This window comes from Rudaea sp., from assembly GCF_036383415.1.
Lineage (GTDB): Bacteria > Pseudomonadota > Gammaproteobacteria > Xanthomonadales > Rhodanobacteraceae > Rudaea.
The window spans coordinates 1-17,723 of the sequence record NZ_DASVOK010000063.1 but is presented as its reverse complement, the minus strand read 5'-3'; the positions used below and the strand labels follow the sequence as shown (position 1 = coordinate 17,723).

General features: G+C 64.1%; 13 protein-coding genes. 4 read left to right on the top strand and 9 right to left on the bottom strand.

Features of this window, described 5'->3' with window-relative positions; genetic code table 11:
• Positions 1-329: 329 nt before the first annotated feature.
• From VF497_RS02200 to VF497_RS02180, 5 genes are all read right to left on the bottom strand, one after another.
• A complete protein-coding gene (locus VF497_RS02200) occupies positions 330-1,400 on the bottom strand; it encodes a DUF5009 domain-containing protein (RefSeq protein WP_330885806.1) in 1,071 nt (356 codons plus the stop codon).
• A complete protein-coding gene (locus VF497_RS02195) occupies positions 1,397-3,817 on the bottom strand; it encodes a beta-N-acetylhexosaminidase (RefSeq protein WP_330885804.1) in 2,421 nt (806 codons plus the stop codon). The genes VF497_RS02200 and VF497_RS02195 overlap by 4 nt, the downstream gene beginning before the upstream one ends.
• A 135-nt stretch (positions 3,818-3,952) precedes the next feature.
• The gene (locus VF497_RS02190) at positions 3,953-6,709 is read right to left on the bottom strand and encodes a TonB-dependent receptor (protein ID WP_330885802.1); all 2,757 of its coding nucleotides are present in this window, start codon (positions 6,707-6,709) and stop codon (positions 3,953-3,955) included.
• Between the two features lie 150 nt (positions 6,710-6,859).
• Positions 6,860-7,915 (bottom strand): glucokinase, encoded by a 1,056-nt coding sequence (locus VF497_RS02185; RefSeq protein ID WP_330885800.1) that lies wholly within the window; start codon positions 7,913-7,915, stop codon positions 6,860-6,862.
• Positions 7,916-8,037: 122 nt separating this feature from the next.
• Positions 8,038-8,232, bottom strand: a complete 195-nt coding sequence (locus VF497_RS02180) for a hypothetical protein (protein WP_330885798.1) — start codon at positions 8,230-8,232, stop codon at positions 8,038-8,040.
• Positions 8,233-8,310: 78 nt separating this feature from the next.
• Between VF497_RS02180 and VF497_RS02175 the strand changes: the two genes are divergently transcribed.
• Positions 8,311-9,387, top strand: a complete 1,077-nt coding sequence (locus VF497_RS02175) for a LacI family DNA-binding transcriptional regulator (protein ID WP_414706830.1) — start codon at positions 8,311-8,313, stop codon at positions 9,385-9,387.
• Between the two features lie 36 nt (positions 9,388-9,423).
• Here the strand turns inward: VF497_RS02175 and eda are convergent, their stop codons facing one another.
• From eda to zwf, 4 genes are read right to left on the bottom strand one after another with little or no spacing between them, the layout of a single operon-like run.
• Positions 9,424-10,080 (bottom strand): bifunctional 4-hydroxy-2-oxoglutarate aldolase/2-dehydro-3-deoxy-phosphogluconate aldolase, encoded by a 657-nt coding sequence (eda, locus tag VF497_RS02170; RefSeq protein ID WP_330885796.1) that lies wholly within the window; start codon positions 10,078-10,080, stop codon positions 9,424-9,426.
• Positions 10,081-10,112: 32 nt separating this feature from the next.
• A complete protein-coding gene (gene edd, locus VF497_RS02165) occupies positions 10,113-11,936 on the bottom strand; it encodes a phosphogluconate dehydratase (protein ID WP_330885795.1) in 1,824 nt (607 codons plus the stop codon).
• Positions 11,937-11,952: 16 nt separating this feature from the next.
• On the bottom strand, positions 11,953-12,660 hold the full coding sequence (pgl, locus tag VF497_RS02160; RefSeq protein WP_330885793.1) for a 6-phosphogluconolactonase: 708 nt from the start codon (positions 12,658-12,660) through the stop codon (positions 11,953-11,955).
• The gene (gene zwf / locus VF497_RS02155; protein ID WP_330885826.1) at positions 12,657-14,126 is read right to left on the bottom strand and encodes a glucose-6-phosphate dehydrogenase; all 1,470 of its coding nucleotides are present in this window, start codon (positions 14,124-14,126) and stop codon (positions 12,657-12,659) included. The genes pgl and zwf overlap by 4 nt, the downstream gene beginning before the upstream one ends.
• A gap of 930 nt (positions 14,127-15,056) precedes the next feature.
• Between zwf and VF497_RS02150 the strand changes: the two genes are divergently transcribed.
• The 3 genes from VF497_RS02150 to VF497_RS02140 form a co-directional block, all read left to right on the top strand.
• Entirely contained in the window at positions 15,057-15,812 is a 756-nt protein-coding gene (locus VF497_RS02150) for a GntR family transcriptional regulator (RefSeq protein ID WP_330885790.1), read from the top strand.
• Between the two features lie 71 nt (positions 15,813-15,883).
• The gene (locus VF497_RS02145) at positions 15,884-16,918 is read left to right on the top strand and encodes an SIS domain-containing protein (RefSeq protein WP_330885824.1); all 1,035 of its coding nucleotides are present in this window, start codon (positions 15,884-15,886) and stop codon (positions 16,916-16,918) included.
• 142 nt (positions 16,919-17,060) lie between these two features.
• The coding region (locus VF497_RS02140) for an N-acetylglucosamine-6-phosphate deacetylase (RefSeq protein ID WP_414706829.1) at positions 17,061-17,723 on the top strand (663 nt) is incomplete at its 3' end.

The following is a 17,723-nucleotide window of genomic DNA, read 5'->3' as shown; positions in this document are numbered from 1 at the left end:
GGCGCTCTTGCTTAGGTTTTTGATCTTCGGGTCCCCGTTTGCCGCGGCGAGGGCAGGACGGAAACGTCCGCAGGATCGCGCGCACGATGCGCGCGAGTTCGTTGCACGGACAGGGACGTGCGTTCAACGAACCCCGGCCTGACCTCGCAAACTGCCGAAGGCAGCGCGGCATCCGGGGTGCATTTCTTTTGGTCACTTTTCTTTGGGCAAGCAAAGAAAAGTGACCCGCGCGCTGGATGCGCGCGGAAAAGCGAAGGGACGCGCCATCAAGCGAACCGAGAGCAACGCAAGAACTGCATTCCCGTCGACGCAGGAATAACAAATGCAAATCAGAGATTGATATACACCCGCCGCCGATCCAGCGCATAGACGATCAACCACCACAACACGACGAACGCTACCGCGAATGCAAGCGATGCGACGTACGGCCCCGCGAGCGGGGTGATCCAGCCGGAAAACAAGCGTTCGTAAATCGGTTGCTGCCAGCCGAATGCCGGCAGCAGGATCTGCATGAGTTCGGATCCGGCATAGGCGGCGATCGCGTTCACGCCGAAGCGTCGGCCAAGCGCCGGCCAGCGCCACTGATCGATCGTGATGTGGAAGACCAGTAGCGCCAGCATGGCCCAGCCCGCGCACCAGAGCGCGAACGAAGGCGTCCACAGATTCTTGTTGAACGGCAGCCACTGCGACCACAGCGCACTGAGCAGCACGGCGGCGATGCCGGCGATCAGCAGGCCGCCGCGCTGGCCGCGGCGCAGCCAGATCGAGGCGCACAGGCCGAACAGGCTCGTCGCGAGCGAGGGCAGGGTGCCGAGCAGGCCCTCGGGGTCGTGGCCGCGACCGCTCGCTGCATCGATCGAGTACACGGTCGAACCGAAGATGGCGCTGTCGAAGCGGCTGACGATGTTGTTCCAGGGTTCGAGCGTGCCGCCGGCGAGCAACAATGCCCAATAGCCGCCGAGCAGAATTGCGATCGCGAGCCACCACGTGCGCGGTCGCAGCCAGATCGCGCACGCCGCAGTTGCGGCAAAGCACAACCCGATCCGCTGCAGTACACCGGGAATGCGCCAATGCGCGCCGGGCAGCAACCATGCCGCGAGCAGGTTGATCGCGAGGCCGAGAGCGACGATGCGCAGCGCGCGCAGCAGGGCGTTGCGGAATAGAACGGTTTTATTCGCGCCTGACTCCGCGCGAGTTACGATGCCGAGGCCCGCCGAGACGCCCATCACGAACAGGAAGAACGGGAAGATCAGGTCGGTCGGCGTGCAGCCATGCCACTGCGCGTGCTCGAACGGAGCGTAGACGTGGTCCCAGTCGCCCGCATCGTTGACGAGCAGCATCGCCGCGACCGTGCAGCCGCGCAGCGCATCGAGCGACAGCAGCCGGCGTGCCGTTGTCATGGACGCGGAATCAGCGACACCGTGTCGATCACATGCAGTGGATCGTGCATGCCCGTCGCGAAGCGCAGGCAGAGATCGTGCTTGCCGGAACGCCGCGCGAATTCGAGTTCGATCTTGGCACCCTGCGGCTGCGCGAGCAGCGGCGTGATCGGCGCGGCGGCGAGCAGTTCGCCGTTGCAGCCGTCGAGGTGGACCTGCAATTCGCCAGCAGGAAATTTTTCCGGAGGGTGATCGACGACCTGGGTGCTGTCGTGCCACAACTGGAAGTTGTAGGGCAGGCTCGCCGCGTCGACTTCGATACGTGCGATACCGTCGAGATCGGCCTGCTGCCACGACCAGCAGGGGTCGAAGATATCGACCAGATACGCTTTCACCGGCGCGTGCGCCGTTGCGATGCCCGGCAGCTTCAGCGACAGTCCCTTGCCGGGGTGGCAGGAGGCGAGTTCGGCAGAGCTGCGGCGCAGCAGCGCTCCGGGATCGAGTTTGCTCGCGCGCGCATCCGCGAGCGTGATGCCGCGCACGAACGCGGTCGCGCGGATCTCGCCGTGTGCCTGTGTGTCGAAGGAGGAGTGGTAGAGCGTCGACTGCGCCGTCGGCACGCTGCCGTCGAGCGTGTAGCGAATCTCGCCGAACGCGACCTGGTTGGACAGATCGATAGCGACGCTCTTCTTCTTCGCATCGTAATTGCGGCGGACATCGACGGCGAACGGCGTCTGTCCGTAGTCGAGGCCCAGCAGGCGATAGCGTTCGAGCTGGACGGCGAGACGATCGAGGAACCCATGCCAGTCGTGCGCCGACGCGGGCGACCACAGCACTTCGGCCAGCGCAGCCGCGCGCGGCCAGGCGGCATGGGTGACGTCGGCGGGCGTGGCGAGATATTCGCTCCACAGGTTCGCCTGTGCACCGAGCACGTGCTTGATTCGGGCGGCGTCGAGTTCCTTGGGCAGCGGATCGAAGTCGTAGACGGCGCGCAGCGTGACCGCGCCAGGGCGTCCGGCCGGCTCTTCGGCCAGATCGGTGGCGAGGTGGTTGATGTACAGGTCCGGATCGGGCGAGAGCACGACGTCGTGTCCCTGCCTGGCGGCGTCGATCGCGCCCTTGGTCCCGCGCCAGGACATCACCGTCGCCTGCGGTGGCAGGCCGCCTTCGAGGATCTCGTCCCAGCCGATCAGCTTGCGCCCGTGCTTGGCGAGAAAGGTCTCGGTGCGCTTGATGAGCCAGCTCTGCATCTGTGCCTCGTTGTTCACGCCGAGCGCACGCATGCGTTGCTGCACGCGTTTCGATGCCTGCCACTGGTCCTTGGCCGCCTCATCGCCGCCGACGTGGATGTACTTCGATGGAAACAGCGCCATCGTCTCGGTCAGCACGTTCTGCAAAAAGATAAAAGTGGAATCTTCCACATTGTACAGATAGGTATGCACGCCCCAGTCGTGCGAAACGCCGGGGTTTCTGCCGGTGACGCCGAGCTGCGGGTAGGCCGCGATCGCCGCCTGCGCGTGGCCCGGCATTTCGATCTCGGGAACGATCGTGACGTAGCGCTGCTGCGCGTAGGCGACGATGTCGCGGATCTGTTCCTGGGTGTAGTAGCCGCCGACGCGCACGGGCTTGCCGTCGGGATACCTGGGATTGTCGGCCGGCGTGCGCCAGGCACCGACTTCGGTCAGCTTCGGATATTTCTTGATCTCGATGCGCCAGCCCTGGTCGTCGGTCAGGTGCCAATGCAGCACGTTGTACTTGTGCAACGCCATCCAGTCGATGAACTGCTTGACGTATTCGGGGGGCTGGAAATGCCGCGCGGAGTCGAGCATCAGGCCGCGCCACGCGAAACGCGGCTGGTCCTCGATGCGCAGGCAGGGGACGCGCACGGCACCGGAAGTCTTGCCATCCAGCGTCAGCAACTGCCACAGCGTCGTCGCGGCATTGAAGAAGCCATGCGGCGTGAACGCATCGACCACGATGCCCTTGTCGGACACGCTCAGCGCGTAATGTTCATCGTAGTCGGCATCTTCGTCTGGCTTGTTGTGGTACAGATCGATGCCGGGGCCGTCGCTGAGCTTGAGGCCGACATTTTTCGCATCGAGCTGCTCGATCCTGAGGTGCAGGCCACGCGTGCGCAACACGGTGTCACGCAGCCACTCGGCGACGGCACCCATTTCCGGGGTCGAGGTCTGCACGCGCAGCACGGTGCCGTCGCGTACTTCGAAAAATCCGGGATCGCGTTGCAGCGAGTACGGCGCGGGAATCAGCGAGATGGGAGCGGAATCTGTCGCGATGGTTGGCGCTGTCGCGGCAACAACGGGATTCGGACTGCGGCAGCCGGCCATGGCCAGCGTCAGCGCGAGTGCGCAGAGAACCTTGCGAGCAAGACGCGATGCATTAGGCATGAAGCTGCGTGCGATCAAAGGATGCTCGATCATACCGGTCGCCGGAAGAAGGGCAAAAAAAGCGGGCCTTCGATGATGCAAGGCCCGCAACGGCTGGAGAACGCCTTGAAAGGGTGATGCCGAATCCATCTGCTCCCGGGCGCCGGGAGCAGGTGGTTTGTCGCAACCTCAGAACTTCAAGCGCAGCGTGGCGTAGTACTGGCGACCGTTGACGTAGAACGCATATGGTTGTTTGCCGTAGGTGGCGTTCTCGGTGTAGTACTTGAGCTTCGGATCGTTGAGGTTCAGTGCCTCGAGTGTGACCGTCGCCCACGGTGTGACTGCATAGCCGAACGAGGCATTCAGCGTGCCCGCACCCTGCTGGAAGAACGAGTCCGTGCGGCTTACTCCGGCGTAGAACGTCGAACGGTAGGTATACGACAGGCGTGCGTTGAACTGCGCGTTCTCGAAGTAGCCCGACACGTTGAACGTGTTGCGCGAATTGCCCTGCAACGGTTGGCCGTTGTCGGTGCTGCCGTCCGCGTAGGTGTAGTTCGCGGCAACGCCGAAGTTGTCACCGATCGGCTGGATGTAGTTGAACTCGACGCCCTTGACGTGGCCGTCGACGTTGTGCGGCACGCTGACGAGGTAGCTGTTGAACACGTCGTGGCCGGAGTTTTCGCTGGCCTGCATGTCCTTGTAGGTGCGTGTCTCGTTGCCGAAGTTGATGTAGTTCGACAGGTCCATATTGTACGCGCCGACCGAAAGCAGGCCGCGCGGCGCGAAATACCATTCCCAGGCCACGTCGACGTTGGTCGACACGATCGGCTTGAGCTGCGGGTTGCCGCCGCTGCCTGTGTGGGTGAGGTCGTCGAGCGAGACGAAGCCGGCGAGGGCAGAGTAGTCCGGGCGGGTCAGCGTCTGCGAGGCGGCCACACGCAGCACCATGTCGTCGCGCATGTCGAACTTGATGTTGCCGCTCGGCAGGAAGTTGTCCTTGCTGGTTTTGGCCGTGTTCCAGTAGTAGTCGCCGAACGCGGAGCCCTTGATCGGACCGGTGACGATCTTCTCCTGCGGGCTCGTCGAGCTATAGCTGATGTCGGAATCGGTGCCGACGTAGCGCACGCCGAGATTGCCGCTCCAGCCATTGCCGACGAAGTTGAACTGGACGTAGGCGGCCGAATCCTTTTCCTTCACCGAGTAGATGTCGTTGAAGTAGAAACGCGCGACCGGATCGCGGTTGGCGAACTTCGCATCGATCGCGGCGAGCTGCGCGGGTGTCCAGTACCAGATGTTGGAGGGGAAGCTGCCGCCGACATTGCTGCCGAGGTCGCCGGGATATCGCGAGTACACGGAGGTCGGATAGCCGGCCGCGTCGGTCCAGTTGGTGGCCCAGTTCGGGCCTTGCGCCACGTCGAACAGATTCTCGCGCGTGTGCTCGGCGTAGCGTACGCCGAAGTCGATCGAGGAGAGCGCGCCGTTGTCGACCGCGAACTCGCCGTCGGCCTGACCCCACTTCTCCTTGTCCTTCACGTTGATGCCCTGCTCGCCGAAGATCCAGCCGGACGCCGGCATGATGCCCGAGGGCGAGGAGTTGTCGCCGCCCATCGTCCAGTCGATCGGCGAGTTGATGCCGTGCATGTTCCAGCTTGCGCCGGCGCCGGCCTGCGCGCCGAGCTCCATCACGTCCTGGTGCGGGCTCTTGCCGCTGCCGTTGGTGACGCCGGCCTGGGCCTTGAACGTCAGCTTGTCGCTGGCGCGCCAGTCGGCATCGAAGGTCACGTAGTCCGATTTCGAAGCCGCGCCAGGGCGCGAGATCATGTCGTAGACGACATAGGGCGCGGTGCTGCCGGCGACCGGTGCGAACGTGGCCGAGGTCAACACGTTGTTCTTGACTGTGTAGCCGGAGCCGAAGCCCGCACCGCTGTTGACGAACTGGCTGCCCCACATCATGTAGTTGCGGTTGTAGTTGTCGGCCTTGAGCTTGGAGTAGAAGGCGTTGAGGTCGAGCGTGAGGTTGTCGGTGGGCTTGAATTCGAGATCGATCGTGCCGCCCTCGCGCTTGCGCTTCTGCGTGAACAGCACCGCGCCGATTTCATTCGGGTAATACACGCCGGCGAGGTCGGGATGCGCCTTGGCGATCGCATCGGTGGCCGCGATCTGGTTGTAGCCGCCGACGACTTCCTGGCCTTGGCGTTCGAGCGAGCGTTCTTCGTAGAACAACTGGGCGAGCACGCCGAAACGATCGCTCACCTTCCAGTTGACGAGGCCGTTGAACTGCGGCTTGGTATCGCCGGGCAGGTCGGAGTAAACGCCGCCGATCGAAGCCGAGGCGGTCAGGTCCTTGCTGTACTGCAACGGCTTGCGCGTGATGATGTCGACCGAGCCGGCCGCGCCGCCTTCGACGATCTTCGCCTCGGAAGTCTTGTGCACGATCACTTCGCTGACGATTTCCGACGGCAACAAGCTGTAGCTGACGCTGCGTCCGACCGTCTGCACCTGGCTCAGCACGAACCAGTCGCCGGTACCGACGGTGTGGCCGTTGATCAGCGTTTGCGTGAGGCTGGGATTTGTGCCGCGCAGCGAAACGCGGTCGTTCTCGTCGAAGCCGCCTTCGCTCGCGCTAGAAGAGGAGATGTTGACGCCGGGCAGGCGTTCGAGCGTGTCGGCCACGTTCTTCGCCGGCAGCTTGCCGACGTCCTCGGCGGTGACGATCTCGACATGCGAATCGTAGGCCTGCTTGAGCTGGAGCGATCTGGCTTCGGTATCGCGGATGCCGGTGACGACGACGGTGCCGAGTTCCTCGGCGTTCTTCTTGTTCGCGTCGTCCTGCGACGACGGTGTCTGCTGCGGATCGGTCGCGACCGGAGCGGCGGCGTAGGCGAGTGCGCTGGCATAGAGACTGGCGGCGATGCTCGCAGCCAGCATGGTCTTGGAATATTTCATCGGTAGCCCTCTCAATGGTGTGTGTATTGTCAGGAAGACTTGGCGTTCGCCGTATCCCCAGCATTTTTCCACTTATATACTTTTATATTTATGTGACGTGCAATCCCGCACCGATACCGGATTCCGTGTGCTTCACTTCTTGTGAATCTCTCAGCTTTTTCTTCCCTCGGATTCGTGGTCGAGAAACCAGTGCGCTGCGCCGGTCACGCCAAGCTGGCCGTGGTCGATCAGATGCACCGGAACGCGTTCGAGCACGGTGTGCAGCGTGCCTTTGTCGGCCAGGCGCGCGGCGAAGCCGCTTGCGCGCAGCAGCGGCGCAATCTGCGGCAGCACGCCGCCGGCCAGATACACTCCGCCGTAGGCGCCCAGCAGCATCACGAGATCGCCGATCAGGCTGCCGAACCAGGCGCAGAACAATTCGACGGTTTCCAGCGCCAGGGCCTCTTTTCGTGCAAGCGCCGCGGCGGTGACCTGCGCGGGTGATTCGAATTGGGCATGCACCGCGCGCAACTCGCACAGCATGCGATAGAGCGCGTACAGGCCGGGGCCGGAAAAGACTTGCTCGTTCGGCACGTGTACCGAACCGTTGCCGAGGCGGTGCAGGACTTCCTGTTCGAGCTCGGTACGCGCGGCGAGTGCCGCATGGCCGCCTTCGGTAGCGAGAATGCCGGGGCGATCGCCGCCGGGAATCAGTACCGCGGCACCGAGGCCCGTGCCAGGGCCGACGACGAGCCGCGGCAGTGCGGGGTCGATCGCGCCGTGGCCGGCGATCAAGGTCGACTCCGCGATGCCCTGGAAGTGAGCGGCATAGGCTACGGCAGTGAAATCGTTGACGAGGACGACGCGGTCGAGGCCCAGTTCGCCGCGCAGGCGCGAAATCGAAACGCGCCAGGGCAGGTTGGCGTTGATCAGGTCGTCGCCGCTGACAAGGCCGGCGCAGGCGATGCAGGCATGTGCGGCGATCGGGCCGTCCACGGCATCGGTAAATTCGCGCAGGATGTCGTGCAGATCCCTGTAGTCGGCACAGACGAACTTGCGATAATGCAGAACGCTCAGTCGTTCGCCGTCATCGGTGCCGGGCTGAACGAGTCCCACGCGAGCATGGGTTCCGCCAACATCGGCCGCGATGAATGGCGTGCGCGCGGCAGATTTCGCGTGCGCGCGTTGCAACGGCTGGCCGGCGATGTGCGGACTTGCGCCTTGCATTGACTTGCGTTTCCCCGCTTCGTTGTCGAAACGTTCCCGGGCGTTGCCCGGAATCCCTAATGCTGCCGACGGTGATCGAATCCATCGGTCGCGGCGGAGTTTCCGGTATGATGACAACGTTGTCAACAGATGATGACAAAAATTTTTCTTTCCGGCTGAATTTGGTGAAAACCCTTGTGCAGTGCGGTGCGGCGCAGCAAATTCGGATGACAACGTTGAGAAAAATTCTGTTTTAATGGCGCAAGCTGCGGTAATCGAAATGGAAACGCATCGGACGCCGCGCCGCAGCGATCGATGGGAGCAGCGCGGATGCGCAAGACTTGCGCTTGCCGCGTAACTGGCCGCTCGTTGGCTTTCAGGCGACAATGGACACGGGCTGCATGCAGATGAGACAAATGAAACCGGACACGACGACACCCAGACGCAGCGCCACGATCAAGGATGTCGCCAAGCGCGCGAAGGTGTCGCTGAAAACCGTGTCGCGCGTGGTCAACAACGAGCCGTCGGTGCTCGAGGCCACGCGCAAGCGCGTCGAGCGCGCGATCGCCGAACTCAGCTACCAGCCAGACCAGTCCGCACGCAGCCTGCGCAGCGCGAAGTCGTACACGATCGGCATGGTCTACGACAACCCGAACGCGTACTACGTGATCAGCATGCAGAACGGCGTGCTCTCGGTCTGCCGCGAGACCGGTTTCGATCTCAACATCCACCCCTGCGATTCGAATTCACCGGGTCTGGCCGAGGAGTTGCGTCTGCTCGTGCAGCGCTCGCGTCTCGCCGGCCTCGTCCTTGCACCGCCGATGTCGGAGCGCATGGAGCTGATCCAGTTCCTCGCCGCGAACAAGATCAAGTTCGTGCGCATTCTTTCCGCCGCGGAAGATCCGCGCGACGGTTTTCCCTGCGTCTTCGTCGACGACCGCGACGCGGCCTATGCGGTCACCGAGCATCTGATCCAGCTCGGCCACCAGCGCATCGGCTTTCTCTGGGGCGGCAAGGCGCATCGTTCGAGTCCGGAACGTTTCAAGGGCTACGAAGATGCACTCAAGCACTACGGCATTGCGATCGACAAGGCGCTGATCGTCGAAGGCGACTATTCGTTCGACGACGGTTTCCGTGGCGCGCGAAAACTGCTGGCGTTGAAGAATCCGCCGACCGCGATCTTCGGCTCGAACGACGAGATCGCCGCGGGCGTGCTCGCTGCGGCCAAGGCAGCGAATTTGAACGTGCCCTACGACCTTTCGATCGCCGGCTTCGAGGACAGTCCGTTCTCGCGCCAATGCTGGCCGGCGTTGACCACGGCGGCGCAAGCGACCGGCGACATCGCGCGGCGCGCGACCGAACGCCTCATCGGCGAACTCAAGCACGGCCGCCATGCCGAGCACAGCATAGCGAACGTCGGCTTCAGCCCCACCTTGGTGATCCGCGGTTCGACCGGGCCGGTGCGACCCGGGGCAGCGCAAACCAAACCATAGAACCCGCGCGCCCAGAGAGGGCGCAAGCTGCGAGGATCAGTCCGCTGCTTTCAGCGCCGCGGCAGTGCGCGCGAGCGCTTCGATCTTCTTCCAATCGCCGGCCTTGAGTGCATCGGCCGGCGACAGCCACGTACCACCGACGCAGGCGACATTCGGGCTGGCGAGGAAATCGGGCGCCGTGTTTTCGCGGATGCCGCCGGTCGGACAAAAGGTGATGCCGGGCAGCGGCGAGGCCCAGGCCTTGAGCAAGTTGACGCCGCCTGCGGGCACGGCCGGGAAGAATTTCTGGAAGCGATAGCCGCGCTCGAACAGCGCCATCGCTTCGCTCGCCGTTGCCGCGGCCGGCAGCCAAGGCAGCAGGCTCGAGTCGGCCGCGTCGAGCAGGTTGCGTGTGGCACCCGGCGAGACAGCGAAGCGCGCACCGGCGCGTTCGGAGGCTTTCAGGTCGCTCGGAGTCAACACGGTGCCCGAGCCGACGACGGCGCCTTCGACTTCGCTCGCGATCGCGCGGATCGCATCGAGCGCGACTGGTGTGCGCAGCGTGATCTCGATTGCCGGAATGCCGCCGGCGACGAGTGCCTTTGCGAGCGGCACGGCTGCGGCGAGATCCTCGATCACGACGACGGCAACGACGGGGGCGAGGCGCAGGGTTTTCTCGACTTCGGCTTGTTTCTTTTCGATGGGGGTGGTCACGGATCAAACTCCAAAACGATTTTTTTCTTCACTCAATTTCCGAACACGCTGGCGCCGGCATCGGAGGCGCCGACGGTATCACGGAACAACGAAAACAATTCGCGCCCCAAACCGACGTGATGCGAGGCGAGATTGTGGTCTTTCACCGGCTCACGCGCGGCGAATGTCGCCGCATCGACTTTGACTTCGAGTGTGCCCGCGTTCGCATCGAGACGCACGATATCGCCGTTGCGGATCTTCGCGATCGCGCCGCCGGATGCCGCTTCGGGCGTGAGATGGATCGCCGCGGGTACCTTGCCCGATGCGCCCGACATTCGTCCGTCGGTGACGAGCGCGACCTTGAAACCGCGGTCCTGCAGCACACCAAGCGTCGGCGTGAGCTTGTGCAGTTCGGGCATGCCGTTCGCGCGTGGGCCCTGGAAGCGCACGACGGCAATGAAATCGCGATCGAGTTCACCGCGTTCGAACGCGGCCTTCACGTCGTCCTGTTCCTCGAATACGACGGCGGGCGCTTCGATCACGGCGCGCTCGGGCGCGACCGCGGAAATCTTGATCACCGCACGGCCGAGATTGCCATCCAATGCCTTCAAGCCGCCATCGAGGCGGAATGGATTCGATGCTGGACGCAGCACCGTTTCGTCATGGCTCGTCGCGGCAACCGGCACGTAGCTCAACTTCTTATCCGCATCAAGCAGCGCGTGCTTGCGGTAGCCGTCGAGGCCTGTGCCGTTCACCGTGTTGACGTCGGCGTGCACAAGGCCCGCGTCGAGCAGCTGCGCAATGAGAAAATTCAATCCGCCCGCGGCATGAAACTGGTTCACGTCGGCCTTGCCGTTCGGATAGACGCGCGCGAGCAGCGGCACGGTACTGGCGATTGCATCGAAATCCTCGAGCGTGACAATGATGCCGGCAGCGCGCGCGATCGCGACGATGTGCAGCAACAAGTTGGTCGAGCCGCCCGTTGCGTGCAGGCCGGCAATGCCGTTGACGATCGCGCGCTCGTCGACGATGCGGCCGATTGGCGTGTAGTCGTGGCCGAGCGCGGTGATCGCGGCGACGCGCTCGACCGCGGCCACGGTCAGCGCCTCGCGCAACGCCGAGTTCGGTGCGACAAAGCTCGCGCCCGGCAGGTGTAGGCCCATCAACTCCATCAGCATCTGGTTCGAATTGGCCGTGCCGTAGAACGTGCAGGTTCCCGGTGCGTGATACGAGGCGGCCTCGGCTTCAAGCAGTTCTTCGCGGCTGGCCCTGCCTTCGGCGTAGAGCTGGCGCACCTTTGATTTCGCATCGTTCGGAATGCCGCTCGGCATCGGCCCCGCGGGCACGAAGATCGCTGGCAGATGGCCGAAGGTGAGCGCGCCGATCATCAGGCCCGGCACGATCTTGTCGCAGATGCCGAGGTAGAGAGCCGCGTCGAACATGTCGTGCGACAGCGAGACGGCGGTCGCGAGTGCGATCACGTCGCGCGAGAACAGGCTCATCTCCATGCCGGGTTGGCCTTGGGTGACGCCGTCGCACATCGCCGGCACGCCACCGGCGACCTGCGCGGTCGCACCGATCGCGCGTGCGGTGCGGCGAATCAGTTCGGGATAAGTCTCGTACGGTTGGTGCGCCGAAAGCATGTCGTTGTAGGCGCTGACGATGCCGATGTTCGCGTGCGCATTGGCGCGGATCGTCGCCTTGTCGTCCGCGCCGCAGGCGGCGAAGCCGTGGGCGAGGTTGCCGCAGGACAGGCGCTTGCGATGCGGGCCGTGGCCCTTGGCGCGATCGATCTTGTCGAGATAGGCCTCGCGTGTCTTGCGGCTGCGCTCGGCGATGCGTGCGGTGACTTTGGCTACGACGGGATTTACGGGCATGGGAATTTCTCGGGACTCAAGGGCACCAATACACCCGAACCGGCGTGCGCGCGTTGCCGAGCACGGCACTGATCGGATAGGCGCGGTTCGTCGCGGCGACGTAACGCGCGCTTTCGAGCACCTCGCGCTTGCGTTCGCCTTCGATGTGCAGGTAGATCGCGCGGCTGTCTAGGATTGCCGGCAGGGTCAGCGTGATGCGTGGTTCGCCCGCGCCGGGCGCACGCATCGGCAGGATCAGCGCATGGCCGTTCGGATCGATTGCTTCGGCGAGCTTGTCGCCGCCGGGGAAGAACGATGCGGTGTGACCGTCTTCACCCATGCCGAGCACGAGCGCGTCGAACGGCAGATCGAGCATGGCGATGCGCGCGCTGACTGCATGCACGCCTTCCTCCGGCGTCGCGATGCCGGCCTGGTAAAGCGGTGCGAACCGCGCGGCAGCGGCGCGACCCTGGAGCAGGTTCGCACGCACGAAAGCCTCGTTGGAACGCGCATCGTTGGCCGGCACCCAGCGTTCGTCGACCAAGGTGGCGACCACCTTGGTCCAGTCGAGCGATTGTTGCGACAGGGCGTGGAAGAAGCGCTGCGGCGTCTTGCCGCCCGACACCGCGAGCAGGGCATGACCGCGTACGGCGATGGCTTGCGCAAGATTGTCGGCGACCGCGACGGCGAGTGCGTCGGCGAGCTGTGCGCCGTCGGCGAAACGCTGGTAGTCGAGCGTGCTCATGCGTCGTTCGTGTCCGCGTCGTGCCAGGTGCGGCCGTCACGCTCGATCAGCGCGACCGACGCGCTCGGCCCCCAGGTGCCCGCCGTGTAGGGCTTGGGCGCTTCGGGGCTGGCCTTCCACGCGGCGAGGATCGGATCGACCCAGCTCCATGCCGCTTCGACTTCGTCGCGGCGCATGAACAAGGTGAGGTTGCCGCGCACGACGTCGAGCAACAGGCGCTCGTAGGCATCGGGTTGCGAGACGCCGAACGCTTCGGCGAAGCTCATGTCGAGCGGTACTTCCTGCAGACGCAATCCGCCGGGGCCGGGCGACTTGATCATCAGCCACAGCTTCACACCCTCGTCGGGCTGCAGGCGCAATATGAGCCGGTTCGGTGCGATCGGGCCGGCCGAAGGCAGGAAGATCGAGTGCGGAATCTCCTTGAACTGAATGACGATCTCGGACACGCGCGCGGGCAGGCGCTTGCCGGTGCGCAGGTAGAACGGCACGCCGGCCCAGCGCCAGTTGTCAACTTCGGCCTTGATCGCGACGAAGGTGTCGGTGTTCGAACTCGGTTTGCCGAGGTCTTCGAGATAGCCCGGCACCGCGCCGCCGTTGCTCGCGCCGGCGCGGTACTGGCCGCGCACGGTGTGCAGGATCGCGTTGTTCTGGTCGATGGATTTAAGCGAGCGCAGCACCTTGAGTTTCTCGTCGCGCACCGCATCGGCGTCGAGCGAGGCGGGCGCTTCCATCGCGACCATGCAGAGCAGCTGCAGCAGGTGGTTCTGGACCATGTCGCGCAGCGCGCCGGCGTTGTCATAGTAGGCGCCGCGCTTTTCCAAGCCGACCGTTTCGGCCACGGTAATCTGCACATGGTCGATGCGCCGGGCGTTCCACAGCGGCTCGAACAGCACATTGCCGAAGCGCAGCGCGAGCAGGTTCTGCACGGTCTCCTTGCCGAGATAGTGGTCGATGCGGAACACGTGCTTTTCGTCGAACGCGCTGGCGACGTCGTTGTTGATCACGGTCGCGCTGGCGAGGTCGCTGCCGATCGGTTTCTCGATCACGACGCGCGCGTCGTCGCCGTTGAGGCCGTGCGCACGCAGGCGATCGCAGATCGCGACGAACAGGCTCGGGCTCGTCGACAAATAGAACACGCGCACGCGGCCCTTGCGCGACTTCAGGTCGGTTTCGAATTCATTCCAGCCCGCGTCCTGGGTCGCGTCGAGGCCGAAGTAGTGCACCATCGCGAGAAAGCGGTCGACGGTCGCCGGGTCGGCGTTCTTCACATGCTGCGCGATCGCCGCACGCACGCTGTCGCGGTACGACTCGTCGGTGTCCTTGGTGCGGGCGACGCCGATGATGCGGCTCTCCGGCGGAATCTGGCCATCGGCATAGCGCCGGTACATCGCCGGCAGCAGCTTGCGCATGGCGAGGTCGCCAGTGCCGCCGAAGATGACGAGATCAAACAGGTCGACCACTTTCATTTCTGCCACGGTTGCGCTCCGGAAGCTTGTTCTGCGTTGGAATTTTATTCGATTGGCGAATGATACCACTTTCATACCACTGATTGGCAATAGCACTGGCGCTCGCTTTGTTTTTTGCTCGTCATTCCGGCAGGGACTGCCGGAATCCAGACTGCATGGATGCCACGCAGCCTGCGTTTCGGAATGTGATGGCGCGTCCCTTCGGTTTTCCGCGCGCGTCCGGCGCGCGGGTTACTTTCTCTTGCTCGCACAAGAGAAAGATAACCAAAGAGAATGCGCCCCGGATGCCGCGCCGCCTGTGGCGGTGCGCGAGAGCATGCTGTGGTTCGTTGAACGCACGTCCATATGCGTGCAACGAACTCGCGCGCATCGTGCGCGCGACCCTGCGGGCGTTTCCGTCATGCCCTCGCCGCGGCAAACGGGGACCCGAAGATCAAGAGCCAGATCAAGAGCAACAGCATGCAGCGCCTTTGCTCTTGCCTTGGTTTCTGCGCGCAGGAGCGCGCTGCTCTGGCTCTTCCGGGTCCCCATTGCATTGCGACGGCGGCGGACGGAAACGCCCGCAGGGACGGCGCGATGGATCGCGCCGATTCCGTTGTCTGGACAGGGATGTGCAGTCAACGGAACCCGGCCGCTGACGCGGGCCCGGCGTGCAGGAGGCGCACCGGGCGCAATGCTCTGGGGCGCATTTCTTTGGTTACTTTCTTAGTGCAAGCAAAGTAACCCGCTCGCCCGAAGGGCGAGTGGAAGCACTTGCTCTATAGACACGAGGTCAATGGAAAGAGCTGGATTCTCGCCTGCGCGAGAATGACGAGTAAAGGCCAGCCGCTGCGTGATTCTTCGCATATGCCTGAGTGCATTTACGGAAATGCCGACGAACGAAAGCAAGGCGCCATGGTCAAAGTGGTATTTCATTGGTATGATTGTGGCATGCAAGCGACCCTGTACGGCGAATACCGAAAGCTCGATCGCGGCGGCAGCGATGCGCAACGCTCGCTGGCGTACCTGCGTCTGCGCCGCGCGATCCAGAACACGATCGAGTCGGGCGCGTTCCCGCCGGGGCAGGCATTGCCCAGCGAGCGCGATCTGGCGAAGAAGCTCGCGTTGTCGCGCGTCACCGTGCGCAAGGCGATCGGCGGACTGGTCGAAGATGGTCTGCTGACCCAGCGTCACGGCGCCGGCACGTTTGTCGCCGAGCGCATCGTCAAGTCGTTTTCGCGCCTGACCGGATTCACCGATGACCTTCGCGCGCGCGGGCTCAAGCCACGGGTGAAATTCCTTGAGCGCGGCGTCGGCGAAGTCACGCCGGAGGAGGCGATGGCGCTCAATCTTTCGCCAGGCGCCGATGTGATCCGTCTGCGTCGCCTGCGTTTCGCAGACGACAAGCCGCTCGCGGTCGAATCAACGGTCGTGCCGTCCGCGGTCATCGCCGACCCGAATGCGATCAAGCTGTCGCTCTACGATGCACTTGAGCAGATCGGTTGCCGGCCGACACGCGCGCTGCAACGCCTGCGTGCGGTCGCGCTCGGCGTCGACGATGCGAAGCTGCTCGATTGCGATGCTGGCAGCCCGGCGCTGGCGATCGAACGTCGCGCGTTTCTCGATGACGGGCGCGTGGTCGAGTTCACCACCTCGCTATACCGCGGCGACGCCTACGATTTTGTCGCCGAACTGCACGGCGAGTAGACGGTTTCCGATATCTCTCGCACCAAATTCCCGCTACCATGTCGCATCCGAATGACAACGATGTCACGCCCATGCTGAAGCCGAATGAGACCAAGATGTTCCACGAGGCCGGCGAGAGCGCCGATGCGATCGCGCGCCAGCTCGTTGCCAACGACGCCATCGTCGCCGCGCTCGTCGACAAGCTGAAAGCCGCGCCGCCGCGCTTCATTGTCACCTGTGCGCGTGGCAGTTCCGATCATGCCGCGACATTCGGCAAGTACGTGTTCGAGACGCAGGTCGGCCTGATGACCGCCTCGGCATCGCCTTCGATCAGTTCGATCTATCACGCCAAGCAGCAGTTGGACGGCGCACTCTATATCGCGATTTCGCAGTCGGGTGGCAGCCCCGACCTCGTGCGTGCGGCAAGCGGCGCGCGCGAGGCCGGCGCGCACGTCGTAGCTCTCGTCAATGTCGAGGACTCGCCGCTGGCTAGGGTCGCCGATACGGTCGTGCCGCTGCGCGCGGGACCGGAACTGAGCGTTGCTGCGACCAAGAGCTATCTCTGCGCCTTGTCTGCGCTGGTGCATATCGCCGCACGCTGGAACGGCGACGAGGCGTTGTATGCGGCGCTGCAGGACACACCCGATGCGATGCGTGCGACCTGGGCGATGAACTGGTCGCCGCTCGTGGACGGGCTGGTCGGCGCGCACGATCTGTTCGTCGTCGGCCGTGGCCTCGGCCTCGGCGCGGCGCAGGAAGCCGCGCTCAAGCTCAAGGAAACCTGTGGCCTGCATGCCGAGGCATTCAGCTCGGCCGAGGTGAAGCACGGGCCGATGGCGCTGGTCGGCCGCGATTTTCCGGTGCTGTTCCTGACCCAGCAGGACGAGTCCATCGCCGGTATACGCGAAGTCGCCGATGAATTCGCGGCCCGTGGTGCGAAGGTGTGGGTGACTTCGTCCGATTCGGCTCAGTCGCATCGCCTGCCGGTTGCGGCGGCACCGCATCCGGTCTGCGCGCCGCTGATCGCCGTGCAGGGTTTCTACAAGGCGGCGAATGCATTGTCGATCGCACGCGGGCACAATCCCGATGTGCCGCCGCATCTGAACAAGGTGACGAGGACCGTATGACGGGTGCCTCAAAAAAGCGTAGCGAGCGAAGGGATTTTGTGCGTCGCTGGAGCGCAGGAACCGTAGCACACGTAGAGCATGAGAGGATTTCGAGCATTGCCGGCGCGCAAATCGAGCGCAGTAGATTTTTCGAGGTGCCCAGATGACAACGACTGCACTTGTCAACGCCAAGGTACTCGTCGAAGAAGGTTTCCGCGATGGGCTCGCCGTGTTGATCGAAGGCAGGCGCATCATCGACATCGTCGCTGATGGCGACGTGGACGGACGCGCGCAGCAAGTGCAGGACTTGCGCGGCAGCAGCCTCGTTCCGGGCTTCATCGACACCCAGGTCAACGGCGGCGGCGGCGTGCTGTTCAACGACGAGCCGACGGTCGATGCGGTGCACCGCATCGCGCAGGCGCATCGCCGCTACGGCACGACCGGCATGTTGCCGACCCTGATCAGCGACGATGCCGAAGTGATGCAGCGCGCGATCGCCGCGGTCGATGCCGCAATCGAGCAGCATGTGCCCGGCGTGCTCGGCATCCATCTCGAAGGCCCGTATCTCGCACCGACGCGCAAGGGCGTGCACGACGCGAGCAAGTTCCGCGTGCCGGATGCGGACGAAATTGCGATGGCCGCGTCGCTGCGCAACGGCAAGACCCTGCTGACGCTGGCGCCGGATCGTGTGCCGGCCGGGGTGATCCGCGAATTCATCGCGCGTGGTGTGATCGTCGCGGCCGGCCACACGGCGGCCAGCTATGATGAAACGCGTGCCGCACTCGATCTCGGCGTGCACGGTTTCACCCATCTCTACAACGCGATG

Excerpts from the sequence above, each read along its gene's own strand:
- VF497_RS02200 (WP_330885806.1), bottom strand. The coding sequence starts at position 1,400 with ATGACAACGGCACGCCGGCTGCTGTCGCTCGATGCGCTGCGCGGCTGC.
- VF497_RS02195 (WP_330885804.1), bottom strand. The coding sequence starts at position 3,817 with ATGATCGAGCATCCTTTGATCGCACGCAGCTTCATGCCTAATGCATCG.
- VF497_RS02190 (WP_330885802.1), bottom strand. The coding sequence starts at position 6,709 with ATGAAATATTCCAAGACCATGCTGGCTGCGAGCATCGCCGCCAGTCTC.
- VF497_RS02185 (WP_330885800.1), bottom strand. The coding sequence starts at position 7,915 with ATGCAAGGCGCAAGTCCGCACATCGCCGGCCAGCCGTTGCAACGCGCG.
- VF497_RS02175 (WP_414706830.1), top strand. The coding sequence starts at position 8,311 with ATGAAACCGGACACGACGACACCCAGACGCAGCGCCACGATCAAGGAT.
- edd (WP_330885795.1), bottom strand. The coding sequence starts at position 11,936 with ATGCCCGTAAATCCCGTCGTAGCCAAAGTCACCGCACGCATCGCCGAG.
- pgl (WP_330885793.1), bottom strand. The coding sequence starts at position 12,660 with ATGAGCACGCTCGACTACCAGCGTTTCGCCGACGGCGCACAGCTCGCC.
- zwf (WP_330885826.1), bottom strand. The coding sequence starts at position 14,126 with ATGAAAGTGGTCGACCTGTTTGATCTCGTCATCTTCGGCGGCACTGGC.
- VF497_RS02150 (WP_330885790.1), top strand. The coding sequence starts at position 15,057 with ATGCAAGCGACCCTGTACGGCGAATACCGAAAGCTCGATCGCGGCGGC.
- VF497_RS02145 (WP_330885824.1), top strand. The coding sequence starts at position 15,884 with ATGCTGAAGCCGAATGAGACCAAGATGTTCCACGAGGCCGGCGAGAGC.